This is a genomic window from Rhodococcus sp. NPDC003318, from assembly GCF_042879035.1.
Taxonomy (GTDB): domain Bacteria; phylum Actinomycetota; class Actinomycetes; order Mycobacteriales; family Mycobacteriaceae; genus Rhodococcus_G.
Genome location: NZ_JBIAOU010000001.1, coordinates 450239 through 462381, shown reverse-complemented (window position 1 = coordinate 462381; position 12143 = coordinate 450239). Strand labels below are relative to the sequence as shown.

At 69.9% G+C, this 12143-nt stretch carries 11 protein-coding genes and 1 pseudogene; 7 read left to right on the top strand and 5 right to left on the bottom strand.

Annotated features, from left to right (window positions below; translation table 11 throughout):
* Window positions 1–104: 104 nt before the first annotated feature.
* Window positions 105–1481 carry an MFS transporter gene (locus ACFYVR_RS02045; protein ID WP_387469077.1) on the top strand — a complete coding sequence of 459 codons (1377 nt, stop codon included), beginning with the start codon at window positions 105–107 and terminating at the stop codon, window positions 1479–1481.
* Window positions 1482–1626: 145 nt separating this feature from the next.
* On the opposite strand, the gene ACFYVR_RS02040 is transcribed toward ACFYVR_RS02045, so the two are convergent.
* The 3 genes from ACFYVR_RS02040 to ACFYVR_RS02030 form a co-directional block, all read right to left on the bottom strand.
* Window positions 1627–2379 (bottom strand): DUF222 domain-containing protein, encoded by a 753-nt coding sequence (locus tag ACFYVR_RS02040; protein ID WP_387469075.1) that lies wholly within the window; start codon window positions 2377–2379, stop codon window positions 1627–1629.
* Window positions 2380–2814: 435 nt separating this feature from the next.
* Window positions 2815–3246, bottom strand: coding sequence for an HIT family protein (locus tag ACFYVR_RS02035; protein WP_387469072.1), 432 nt, complete (start codon window positions 3244–3246; stop codon window positions 2815–2817).
* The gene (locus ACFYVR_RS02030) at window positions 3236–3925 is read right to left on the bottom strand and encodes a TetR/AcrR family transcriptional regulator (protein WP_387469070.1); all 690 of its coding nucleotides are present in this window, start codon (window positions 3923–3925) and stop codon (window positions 3236–3238) included. The genes ACFYVR_RS02035 and ACFYVR_RS02030 overlap by 11 nt, the downstream gene beginning before the upstream one ends.
* Window positions 3926–3992: 67 nt before the next feature.
* Between ACFYVR_RS02030 and ACFYVR_RS02025 the strand changes: the two genes are divergently transcribed.
* Together ACFYVR_RS02025 and ACFYVR_RS02020 are read left to right on the top strand one after the other, a co-directional pair.
* On the top strand, window positions 3993–4220 hold the full coding sequence (locus tag ACFYVR_RS02025) for a DUF6544 family protein (protein ID WP_387469068.1): 228 nt from the start codon (window positions 3993–3995) through the stop codon (window positions 4218–4220).
* Window positions 4221–4232: 12 nt separating this feature from the next.
* Window positions 4233–4400 (top strand): annotated as a pseudogene (locus ACFYVR_RS02020) (DUF6544 family protein); the annotation flags it as partial.
* An 86-nt stretch (window positions 4401–4486) separates the two neighbouring features.
* Here the strand turns inward: ACFYVR_RS02020 and ACFYVR_RS02015 are convergent.
* Window positions 4487–5347 carry a Fic family protein gene (locus ACFYVR_RS02015; protein WP_387469066.1) on the bottom strand — a complete coding sequence of 287 codons (861 nt, stop codon included), beginning with the start codon at window positions 5345–5347 and terminating at the stop codon, window positions 4487–4489.
* Entirely contained in the window at window positions 5344–6747 is a 1404-nt protein-coding gene (locus ACFYVR_RS02010) for a putative nucleotidyltransferase substrate binding domain-containing protein (RefSeq protein ID WP_387469064.1), read from the bottom strand. The genes ACFYVR_RS02015 and ACFYVR_RS02010 overlap by 4 nt, the downstream gene beginning before the upstream one ends.
* Before the next feature lie 201 nt (window positions 6748–6948).
* On the opposite strand from ACFYVR_RS02010, the gene ACFYVR_RS02005 reads away from it, so the two are divergent.
* Genes ACFYVR_RS02005 through ACFYVR_RS01990 form a run of 4 tightly spaced genes read left to right on the top strand, consistent with a single transcriptional unit; the run spans window position 6949 to window position 11980 of the window.
* Window positions 6949–8481 carry an amino acid permease gene (locus ACFYVR_RS02005; protein ID WP_387469062.1) on the top strand — a complete coding sequence of 511 codons (1533 nt, stop codon included), beginning with the start codon at window positions 6949–6951 and terminating at the stop codon, window positions 8479–8481.
* A gap of 3 nt (window positions 8482–8484) precedes the next feature.
* Window positions 8485–9330 carry an urea amidolyase associated protein UAAP1 gene (locus ACFYVR_RS02000; RefSeq protein ID WP_387469060.1) on the top strand — a complete coding sequence of 282 codons (846 nt, stop codon included), beginning with the start codon at window positions 8485–8487 and terminating at the stop codon, window positions 9328–9330.
* Window positions 9327–9986, top strand: a complete 660-nt coding sequence (locus ACFYVR_RS01995) for an urea amidolyase associated protein UAAP2 (RefSeq protein ID WP_387469058.1) — start codon at window positions 9327–9329, stop codon at window positions 9984–9986. The genes ACFYVR_RS02000 and ACFYVR_RS01995 overlap by 4 nt, the downstream gene beginning before the upstream one ends.
* Window positions 9983–11980 (top strand): 5-oxoprolinase/urea amidolyase family protein, encoded by a 1998-nt coding sequence (locus tag ACFYVR_RS01990; protein ID WP_387469056.1) that lies wholly within the window; start codon window positions 9983–9985, stop codon window positions 11978–11980. The genes ACFYVR_RS01995 and ACFYVR_RS01990 overlap by 4 nt, the downstream gene beginning before the upstream one ends.
* Window positions 11981–12143 lie beyond the last annotated feature (163 nt).

Below are 12143 nucleotides of genomic sequence, written 5' to 3'. Positions count from 1 at the left end.
CCGCGACCGTGCAGTCGATGCACATCACCCCTCCTCGAATCGCCGTGCGATCACCGACCGGCGACGTGCCGCGGGAGGACCCCCTCCCGCCCGAAAGGCCCGACATGGACATTCGCGAAGCGATCCGGACGCAGCCGATGCGCCGGTTCCAGATCCAGACGATCGTGATCTGCTTCCTGCTCTGCATGGTGGACGGATTCGAGATCCTGATCATGGCATTCGTCGCGCCGCACCTGAGCAAGGACTGGGGCCTCGACTCCGTCCAGGTCGGTTACCTGCTCAGCGCCGGACTCATCGGCATGGCGATCGGCGCGTTCCTGCTGTCCCCCCTCGGTGACCGCGTCGGGCGACGGACCATGACGATCGCGTGCCTCACGCTCGTCACCATCGGCATGGGTCTGTCCGCCGTCGCGTCCGGCCCCGAGCAGCTCATCGCGTTCCGCGCGTTCGCCGGACTCGGCATCGGTGGCCTCGTCGCCGGCCTGAACATCCTGGTGTCGGAGAACAGCAGCGACAAGCGGCGCGGACTCGCACTCGGCATCTACGGCGCCGGCCTGCCGGCGGGCGTGGCGCTCGGTGGCGCGATCTCCGGTGTGCTCATCGCCCAGTGGGGTTGGCGGTCGGCGTTCGTGTTCGGCACCGTCGTCACCGCGATCCTGCTGCTCGTGGTGATCCGCTCGCTGCCCGAATCCACCGAGTTCCTGATCGAGAAGCGGCCGAAGAACGCACTCGCGAAGTACAACGCGATCGCGACGAAGCTCGGATACGACACCGCGGAGCAGCTCCCCGAGCCGGTGGCGACCGCGCAGGTGCGCAGCGTCAGGGGCGGACTGTTCACCGGAATCATGGGCCGCCGGACCGCCTTCCTGTGGCTCGGGTACTCCTGCCTGATGGCGGCGTTCTACTTTGCGAACACCTGGACCCCCAAGCTCCTCACCGACGTCACCGACAACGCGAGCACCGGCACTCTCGCCGGCGTCCTCATCAACATCGGCGGCGTCATCGGCGCCCTCGTGTTCGCGGGACTGACGATGGTGCTGCGGCCCCGCATGGTCAACGCCCTGCTGATGTTCGGTGGCGCAATCGTGTTCGCCGCGTACGCAACCGGATTCGAGATCATCGCGCTCGGCATGGCACTGTGCATCCTGGTCGGCATGGCCGCCAACGGCGGCGTCGCCGGCTACTACGCGATCAGCCCGTCCGTCTACCCCGCCGCCGTCCGCGGCACCGGTGTCGGCCTGATGATCGGTGTCGGACGCCTCGTGTCGATCGTCGCTCCCATCCTCACCGGGTACCTGCTCGACGGCGGGTGGACACCCGAGAAGCTGTACTACCTCTTCGGTGGAGTGCTCGTCGTGGCCGGTGTGTTCACGGTCCTCCTCGACCGAACCTACCGCGGACGCAGCGAGAACCCGGAAACCCCTCGAGCATCCGCCGCCGACGACGCCCACGAACGCGTCGAGGCCGGCGTGCGCGGGTAGCCACCCCGCGGCGTGGTGAGTGTCGGAACGGCGGTTCGTCGTCAGATTCCGTCCGCTGCGATGTCCCGGGCCAGATCGGCATCGATGTAGCCGCGGCCGGCGAAGTAGGCGGGCAGGTCGTCGAGCCCGAGGAGAGTCGTCGGATTCACCCGACGTGGATCTGGGCCGCCGGTAGCGGCGGCAAACCCGCCACCACGCTCGCGTTGCGAAGCGGATGACTGACGCCGACTTCGGATGCCGTGCCGACCGGTGGGCCGATTCTGGTCGCAGTGCTGTCGATGTCGTTCCCGGTGCCGGTGTCGTCGTTCCCGGTGCCGGCTCTGCTACCGGTGCCCGTGCCGGTGTTGTCGTTCCCGGTGTCAGCGCTGCTCTCGGTGTCCGAGTCGGCGGTGACCGGGGTTGTGTCCTGTGTGTCCGCCGACGAGGGAGATTCGGGCGCAGGTTCTTTCCTGTCGCAGTCGGAACGCCCGCACAGGCAGTCGAGGCGTGTGGCGCCGGCAGCGAGTGCGACGAGTGCGTCCGCGCGGCGTTGGGCGAAGGTGCGGGGGTCGCGGCCGCACACGTCGAAGCACATGGCGCGCAGTCGCATTGCGACAACGCGGCCACCGGGGCCGGGGAGGGTGCCGTCGATCGTGCAGGTGCCGTCCTCGTTGGCGTGGAAGCGGACGTCGCGGTCCGCCTCACCCCGACCTCGGCGTTGGCGAATTCGCCGTGGAACGCCTGGTTGCGGCCCAGGTGTGCGTCCTCGGCGCAGCGGGTGATGTGGACAGTCGCGATCGCGTCCACCTCGACGAACTGGGCTAGCGCGATCGCCGCATGCTGTTCCCGGAGAACGGACGTCCACTCCGACTCGGGGACACCGCGGAGCACGCCCGGAGTCTCCGCCTCCGGCGTGCATTCCGAACCCCCCGACTCGAACATGTGTTCTATTGTGCCGTGAATTGGCCCCCGCTGTCCAGAGATCGAGCTTCGTCGCCGGCTCGGTGGACACCGGACCACGCGAGACTTCGGACCACGCGAGCTTCGGACCGCGCGAGACTTCGGGCACCGGCCTCAGAACTTGTTGAACCATCGGGCGAAGGGGTTCCAACTGAGGAACCCCCACGTGTCGCCGTCGAGAATCAGTGGGAGGTCGGGCAGGAATCCGATCATGGCTGGTTGATCGCGTTCACGGGGGTTCCGTTAGCGCAGGAGGCGCGCGAATTCGTCGATGGCGGTGACGAGGGCGTCGGGCGTGCCCTCGGGTCGCCGACCGACTCCCGGTGGAGGGGTGTGCCCGTCGGTGGTGTCGAGGGGCCGGAATCGTACGGTTCGGTGGGCGGGTGCAGCGCTGTCACGGTGCGTCCGGGGTGTCGAGGACGGCAGCGATCCGGGCTGCGACCTCCGCTGCCTCGGCTTCGTCGGCGTATTTCGTCCGGGGCCAGAAGAATCCGCGCAGTCCGTCGCCCTTGGTGCGGGGCACGATGTGGACGTGCAGGTGCGGGACGGACTGGGAGACGACGTTGTTCATCGCGACGAACGAACCCTGTGCGCCGAGCGCTGCCGTGACGGCGGTCGAGATTCGCTGCACGACACCGAAAACGGGGGACACGAGGTCGGCGGGTAGATCTTCCAGGACGCGGACGTGGACGCGGGGGACGAGCAGGACGTGCCCCGGGAACACCGGCCGCTGATCGAGGAACGCCACGGTGTCGTCGTCCTCGTACACGAGGTGAGCGGGGGCGCGACCGGCGACCACCTCGCAGAAGGCGCAGTCACCGGGCATCGTCGACCGACCTCCGGTATGCGGCGAGCAGGACCTCCGCGGGCGCGGCGAGCTCGGCGACCGTGGTCCAACCGAGGACCCGCAGCCCCGCGTCGGCGATCGCGGTGGAGGCGAGGGCGCTCCCCGGTCCGTCGCCGCTCTCGGTGTCGCTGCGCTCGTTGATCACGGTCTCGACGATGCGGAAGGGCAAACCGGCGCGGATGTCCTCGTCGGCCCCGAGCTCGTCGAGAACCAGCTCGGCCATCTGCCGGTAGCGACTGCGCAGCTTCTGACGTTCCTCGCGGAACGGGGCGAACCGATCGGTGCGCAGCTCCGGAAGCAGATAGAGGGCACCGAGATTCCACCGGCTCGACAGCAGCTGGTCCGCGTCGAACCGCAGCAGGGCATACAGCCGGACGGCCGAGGGTTCGGTCCCGTCGGCGAGGGTGTCCGCGAGCGCGAGCGCCTCCGAGACGGTGCGTTCGAGGAGTGCGGCGAGAATGTCGTCCTTGGTGGCGAAATGGTGGTAGAGCGACGCCTGCCGCATGCCGACCGCGTCCGCGATCTGTCGTGTCGACGTGGACGCGAAACCCTTGGTGGTGAACAGCTCCGCGGCCGCGTCGAGGATCTCCGCGGCGGCGGTCGGGCCTGGTCGGCGCTGCTTGCTCAGGCGGGGACGTCCGGGGCCGGCGTTGGTCACGGTTCCATCCTGCCAGGGACCGGTCGGGTTACCGTGGTCCGGCACACTCGCGACTCAGGGAGGCGGCATGTCCGAACTTCCGGCCCCACCGCGATCCGCCCGTGCGGTCGCCCGGCACTGGCATGCGCTCGGTGCCGGTCCGGAGGCCTCCGCGACCTTCGATCCGGTGCGGGTGACGGGGCTGCCGAATTCCGTGCAGCGCTGGCTGCGTCGGTCGATCGCGCCGGCCACACCGCTCGCGACAGTCGCCGGCCTGACGATGCACGGCGAGATCAGGCTGGGGGCCTGGCGATGATTCACCGCGACGCAGATCCTGCGGCCCGGTGTCGGATTCGTGTGGGCCGCGACCGCGAAGGTCGCGGGCATGCCGGTCCTCGGGTACGACCGGTACATCGGGGGCGTCGGTGAGATGCGCTGGCGGCTCGGCGGATTGGTGCCGGTGATGTCCGCGAGGGACGATCGGATCGCGCGCAGCGCGGCCGGCCGGCGCCGTCCGCTTCCGGGCCGGGTGGTGGTGGGGAACCGACCGCCGGGACGAGGGAGAGTTCTTCCGCGCCACCGTCACCGACGCCGTGTTCCGCTGACCCGTTCCCTGGACACCAGAGACCGGCTCAGCAGCGGGATCATCGGCCGGGGACTGGGCGCGCCGATGCGCCGGAACGGTGCCGAATCCCGCGACGCGGCAACCCACTCGGTCCGGTCCACCTCCGACAGATCCAGGCGGAACTCCGTCGGCGCGCAGAGCTGGTGCAGCAGCAGGGTGCCGGTTCGGCCGTTGCCCTCCCGGAACGGGTGCGCGTGGTTGTAGGTGACGTACACCGCCGACAGCGCATACGCGAGCCGGCCGCGGTCGACGCGCGGCCAGTCGACCGTCGCGATCGCGATCTCCACCTCGCGCAGATACCGGTCGATCGCACCGACCGGGGCGAATCCGTCGCCGTTCTTCGACAGGTCCACGATCCGCTTCTGGCCCGCCCACGCGAACACGTCGCCGAACACGGCGCGATGCAGGGCCAGGACGTGGTCGGCGTCGATGTCGCGGACCGCGGGAGCGCCGCGCAGGTGCTCCTGCAGCAGGCGCGACGCCGTCGCCGTGAACTCGACCCGGCGTAGCTGTTCGACGTCGAGGATGCCGAAGTTGTTGCGGAGCACGGGTGTTCCCGTGACCAGGTAGGGCCGCGGGAGCGCGAGCAGCTTTCGCCGGGTGGTCGTGGGCAGTGCCGCGGCCCGGACTCGCTGTGTTCGGAGGTGATCCGTGTGCGCGAGGTCGCCGGTGGCCAGCGCGATCAGGTCGGCGACGTCGTCGCGGCCGGGTCGCAAGCCCTCCAGTCGCTCGGCCGCGACCGTCTGCTCGACCCCGTGCACCACCTCGCAGGGCAGTCCGGCGAACAGGTCCGGATGACGGGACGATTCGGCGCTCACGCGGGTGGTCCGGCGTAGGCGAGGGTGCGCTGCACTCCGGCGACCTCCCTGACCGCGCCGGCCAGCAGGCTGCGCTGCAACGGACTCAGCCTGTCGGGGTCGACGACGTCGGTGGGCGGCTCACCTCGCTCGATCTGCTCGCACTGGTTGCGTAATCGGATCTGGGTGAACACGTCGAAGGTTTCGGCGAGCACCCGGGCGTCGTCCTCCGAGAGCGCTCCGCTCGAGGCGGCCGCCCGAAGGCGGATCGGCGTGGTCTCCGCGGCGAGTCCGGACGCGGTACCCGCCCATCGCGCGATGTTCACGACCGGTGACAGGCCGTGGACCTTGACGTTCATCGGTTCGGCTCGCCGGCTGACGATTCCGCGGCGGGCAGGCATCCGCGCCTTGTCCTCCACCGCCTCCCGCAGCAGCAGGCGCAGCGCGTCGGAACGGGGCCGCAGCGCTCGCGCCGTCGACGAGGCCAGGTCGAATTCCGGTTCGCCGCCGACGACGCGGCTGTCGAGCAGCATCGACAGCATCACCAGGCCCTGGTCGGAGTACGGGTCGGCGAGCCAGCCGTCGATCGCCGCGTCCCAGTCGGCGAGTGAGCGGGCGAACCGTGGCCGCGATGCGAGGGCGCCCTTGTCGTCGGCGCGCAGGCCGCACCGGTCGAGCAGCGAATGCACGCGCGTCGCACGGACTCGCGCGCTCTCGCCGCTCGTGTCGTCGGCCCACGTCGTCGCGCTGTCGACGTCGGAACCGGGCAGCGCTTCCCGCCGGGCGACGCTGCCGAGGACGAGCCACGCGGCGTCGCACGGGGATTCGGCGTCGACCAGCTCGACGGTGCGGCTGACGGCGGATTCGACGAGGGCGGAGTGGACGGCGCTGACGTCGAGCGCGGCGACCCGAGCCCTCGACAGCGCCACCGCGAGGGTCGGAATTCGCGCGGTCGCCGCGACGAGTCGGTCCGAGTTCTCGGCGCGGGCGATCTCGGCCCGCAGCAGGAAGCCGCCGCGGGTGGCGTTGGCGAGCAGATCGGCGTCCTCGATCACGCCCAGTGGTTCGCCGGTGGCGGAGAGCACCGGGAGTCGACGCACACCGTGCGTGAGCATGTCCAGCAGTGCGTCCGCGCCGAGGGTGTCCGCGACGGCCGTGCGCGCGGGCGAGGTCATGACGGCGGCCACCGGTACCTGCGCGTCCATGCCCGCGGCGACCACTCGTCGCCGCAGGTCACCCTCGGTGAGGATGCCGAAGGACCCGCCGGGCAGCGGGATCAGCAGGCACCGTCGCCGGCCGTCGGTCATCGCACGCGCCGCCTCGGCGACGGTCGTCTCGGGTGGGCACGTCAGTGCGGGTTCGCGCAGGAGTTCGCCGATCGGACGCATCGCGGGGTCGCGGACCACCAGCGGTTCGTTCATGGTGCCCATCCTGGCAGTACGGGCACCGAAACCGGGCGTGTGAGTGCGCCGAAACGCGGGTGTAACGCAGGACATCGAGACGCAATGCAACGGCTACACGCGGAAACGTGGGAGTCATCGGGCGAAAACCGGTGACCAGAAAACTGTCAACCGACAGAAAAGCCGCCGACCGCAGGCGGACCAGACCTCGCAGGAGAGCCCATGACGACCCTTGCATCCGACACCGGGGCATCGAAGTCCGGCGACGACGGTGATCTCGCCGAATTCGGGTACGAGCAGCAACTGCACCGCTCCCTCGGCAAATTCGCCTCCTTCGCCGCAGGCTTCTCTTTCGTCTCCATCCTCACCACGATCTTCCAGCTGTTCGGCCTCGGCTTCGGTTTCGCCGGACCGGCCTTCTTCTGGACCTGGCCCGTGGTGTTCGTCGGCCAGTTCACGGTCGCGCTCTGCTTCGCCGAGCTCGCGGCGCGGTACCCGATCTCCGGCGCGATCTACCAGTGGTCACGCCGCATGGCAGGCGAGGTGATCGGCTGGTTCGCCGGCTGGTTCATGATCCTCGCCCAGATCGTCACCGCCTCCGCCGCCGCCATCGCCCTCCAGGTGGTGCTGCCGAACGTGTGGAGCGGCTTCCAGATCATCGGCGACGACCCGGCGTTGACGTCGTCCTCGGGCGCCGCGAACGCGGTGTTTCTCGGCTCGGTCCTGCTGGTGCTGACCACGACCATCAACTGCGTCGGCGTCAACTGGATGTCCCGGATCAACAACATCGGTGTCACCTGCGAGATCGTCGGTGTCATCGCCGTGGTCGGCATGTTCTTCACCCATGCCCAGCGGGGTCCTCAGGTGGTGTTCGACACCGGTGAGGCCGGCGGGCAGCCCGGTTACATCTGGGCGTGGATCGTCTCCGGCCTGATGGCCGCCTACGTCATGGTCGGATTCGGATCCGCCGGTGAGCTCGCCGAGGAGACGCGCAACCCGCGCCGAGTCGCGCCGCGCACGATCCGCCTCGCGCTGTCGGTGTCCGCCCTCGGCGGCGGACTCATGATCGTCGGTGCACTGATGGCGGCGCCCAGCCTCACCGACGGCCGTCTGGCCACCGAAGGCCTGCCCTACGTGCTGAACTCGATCCTGTCGTCGCCGTGGGGCACCCTGCTGCTCGTCGACGTCGCGATCGCCGTGTTCGTATGCACCCTCGCGATCCAGACCGCGGCCTCGCGCCTGATGTTCTCGATGGCCCGCGACGGCCGGCTGCCCGCCTCCTCGTCCCTCTCGAAGGTCAACCCGCGCACCGGAACCCCGATCGCACCGTCCGTACTCATCGGCCTGCTGTGCATCGCGGTCCTGGCCGTCAACGTCGGCAACTCGGCGATCTTCGCGACCCTGTCGAGCGTCTGCATCATCCTGATCTACCTGGCCTACCTGCTGGTCACGGTCCCGCTGCTGGTGCGCCGGCTGAAGGGCTGGCCGCACGGCGGCCCGCAGGTCGACGCCGAGGGCAGGCCGCTGTTCTCCCTCGGCCGGTGGGCGCTTCCGGTCAACATCGCCGCCGTCGCCTACGGGTCGCTGATGGTGATCAACCTCGCCTGGCCCCGCGCCGAAATCTACAACCCCACCGGTGAATTCCCGGTTCTGCAGTGGGCCGGCCCGCTGACCGTCGCCGCGGTCGTGCTCCTCGGGGCGCTCTGCTACCCGCGCGGCAAGGCCGTCCCGAACCCCGTCACGATTGGAGCCTGAGCAGTGTCCACCACCAGCACCGCGAACACCACCGCCGCCCGCGCACACGCCCGCTCGCAGGCCGGAGCGATCACCGACTCGATGCCGGTGCTGCCCGCGTCCGCGTGGCCCACCCCGCCCGCCGGAGTCGACGGCGGTCGCCTGACCTGGGCCGAGACCGTGCCCGGTGGCCGCTACACCAGCAAGGTACAGGCCCGGGGAACCCGGATCCGGTTGCGCGACATCGAGGGTCGCGCCTGCGCGAACCTGCTGCTGTACCGCGCCGACGCCACCCACGAGCGGCTCAACGCCGCCGACACCGTCAAGGTGCCGTGGCAGGCGTACCTCGGCGTCGGACATCCACTCCTGTCCGACCAGGGCCGGGTGCTCGCCACCGTGGTCGCGGACACCTCGGGACGCCACGACGCATTCTGCGGCACAACATATCTCGCGGGAAATGTGGCGAAGTACGGAGAGGGGGCGGTCCACTCGGGTGCGCCAGCCGGCCGCGAACTGTTCACCCTGGCCGCCGCCAAGCACGGACTCGCGCCCCGCGACCTGCCACCCGCGCTGTCGTTCTTCCACGGTGTCCGGGTCGAACCGGACGGCGCGTTGACGCCCACCGGCAACGCAGACGTCGGAGCCGAGGTGGAGCTGCTGCTGCACCTGCCGGTGATCGTCCTGATCGCCAACACCGCCCATCCGCTCGACACGGCCGTCGACTTCCCGACCACCTCCCTCGAGGTGCTGGCCTGGCAGGCACCCGAGGGCCTCGACGATCTGCCGAACGACGACCCCGAATACCTCCGAGCAGTACTGAACACCGAAGACAGCTGGGCCGCTTCGCGGTTCGGGAAGGATGCCCGATGACCACCGCGCTCGCCTCCGCAGAGTCCCTCGCCCTCGTACCCGGCGCCGTCGTCCTCGACGAGGTCGTCGGCTCCCGTGGCCCCTGGTCCGCGGTGGTGCGGGCCGGCGACGTCCTGACGATCGTCGACCTGCACGGCAATCAGGCCGTCGACACCCTGATCTACTCGGCCACCGACACCGGGGTCCGGTACGACGCAGCGGTGACCGTCACCGCGCAGCGGGGACTGTTCCTCACCACCGGCTCGGTGCTCCGCGCGTGCGACGGCAGTGCGCTGGTGACGATCGTCGGCGACGAGGTCGGCAACCACGACACCGTCGGCGGCGCCTGCTCGCAGGAGTCCAACACCCTGCGTTACGGACACCACACCAAGCACCAGCACGCCTGCGTCGAGAACTTCCTGATCGAAGGCGCGAAGTGGGGCCTCGGCAAGCGGGACCTGGTGTCCAACATCAACTTCTTCATGAACGTGCCCGTCGACGCGGACGGCACCCTCGGCATCGTCGACGGCCTGTCCGCGCCCGGGAAGCGTCTCGCGCTGCGCGCCGAGGTGGACGCGCTGGTGCTGGTGTCGAACTGCCCGCAGATCAACAACCCCTGCAACGGTTTCGACCCCACCGAGGTCCGGATGATCGTTACCCGTGAGGAGTCACGATGACCAGTGTGGTGGTCGAACGGCCCGGTGTGCTCGCGACCGTCCAGGACTGGCCGGGGCGGGTCGGCTACTGGCAGATCGGCGTACCGCCGTCGGGGCCGATGGACGACCTGTCGTTCCGGCTCGGCAACGTCGCGGTGGGGAATCCCGAGGGCGCGCCCGGACTCGAGTTCGCGATGGCCGGGCCTGCGCTGCGGTTCTCCGAGGACACGGTGGTGTGTGTGACCGGCGCGCCGGTGCCGGTGCGGGTGGACGGTCCTGCGGTGCCGATGTGGCAGCCGGTCACGGTGCCCGCGGGCGGGGCGCTCGACATCGGTGCCGTCTCCGGCTCCGGGCTACGGATCTACCTGCTGATCCGGGGCGGCATCGCGGTGCCCGAGTACCTGGGCAGCGGTGCGACCTTCACGCTCGGGAGATTCGGCGGACACGAGGGTCGCGTGCTGCGGGCCGGTGACGTGCTGACGCTCGGTTCCGACGCGAACCACGCCGCGGCGCAACCGGTGCCGGGTGAGCACCGGCCGGTCATCGCGAGCCGGTGGGAGATCGCCGTCACCGAGGGGCCGCACGGTGCGCCGGAATTCTTCACCCGCGGCGACATCGACACCCTGTACGCCACCGACTACGAGGTGCACTTCAACTCGGACCGCACCGGCGTGCGACTGGTCGGACCGCAACCGGACTGGGCCCGGCCCGACGGCGGCGAGGCGGGCCTGCACCCGTCGAACATCCACGACAACGCCTACTCCGTCGGAGCGCTGGACTTCACCGGCGACACCCCGATCCTGCTCGGCCCGGACGGACCGAGCCTGGGTGGTTTCGTGTGCCCGGTCACCGTGGTGTCCGCCGAGCGGTGGAAGCTCGGGCAGCTGAGCCCGGGTGACCGCGTCCGATTCGTGCCGGTGAAGGCGGCGCACGCGGCGTCCTCCCGGGAACTCGGAGTCCGCAGGCGGGCCGGGTTCGCCGCGGTGCTGTCGACCTCCGGTGACCGCGACGACGGTGTGATCGCCCGGCGCGACGGCGCCACGTCGGTCACCTACCGTCGCTCCGGTGACGACAACGTCCTCGTCGAGTACGGAGACCTGACCCTCGATCTGGCGCTTCGGGCCCGCGTGCACGCATTGCACCAGCGCCTCGAGGAGGAGCGGCCGACCGGCCTGCTCGATCTGACCCCCGGCATCCGTTCGTTGCAGGTCCGTGTCGATCCCGACGTGCTGCCGGTTCCGACGCTGATGGGTCTGCTCGACGAGGTGGAGGGACAGATCCCGGACTCGTCGCAGCTGGTGGTGCCGAGCCGCGAGGTCCGGATGCCGCTGTCCTGGGACGATCCGTCGACCCGGGAGGCGATCAAGCGGTACATGCACGGCGTCCGGTCCGACGCGCCGTGGTGCCCCTGGAACATCGAGTTCATCCGCCGGATGAACGGGCTCGATTCGGTGGCCGACGTCTTCGACACCGTCTTCGACGCCCGGTACCTCGTGCTCGGCCTGGGCGACGTCTACCTCGGTGCCCCCGTCGCGACCCCACTCGACCCGCGGCACCGCCTGGTCACCACCAAGTACAACCCCGCGCGGACGTGGACCCCCGAGAACGCCGTCGGGATCGGCGGAGCCTACCTGTGCATCTACGGCATGGAAGGACCCGGCGGCTACCAGTTCGTCGGCCGGACCACGCAGGTGTGGAACCACCGGTACCCGCAGAACTCGGCCGCCTTCGAGGACGGAACCCCGTGGCTGCTCCGGTTCTTCGACCGGATCTCCTGGTATCCGGTCGAACCCGACGAACTGCTCGACCTGCGTGCCGACACCGTCGCCGGCGGAGCGGGCGGTGTGCAGATCATCGACGGCAGCTTCTCGCTCGCCGAGCACGAGGCGTTCCTGGCCGGGAACGCCGATTCGATCGCCGCCTTCCGGGCGACGCAGGCGACCGCGTTCGCCGCTGAACGCGAGGCGTGGGCTGCGGCGGGAGAGTTCGCGAAGGAGGGCAGGGAGGCGGCCTGACCTGTGGACGCGGTCATCCCCGACGTGTCCGATTTGCGCGAGGGGGTGAACGTGTGTTCACCTGTATGGGGTAAATGCTCGTTCACCCCCGGGTTTCCTGTCGTTGCGCCCGGTCGCGCAGTTCGGAGTAGCCGTTGTCCACTCAAACGAAAACGGTGCGGTC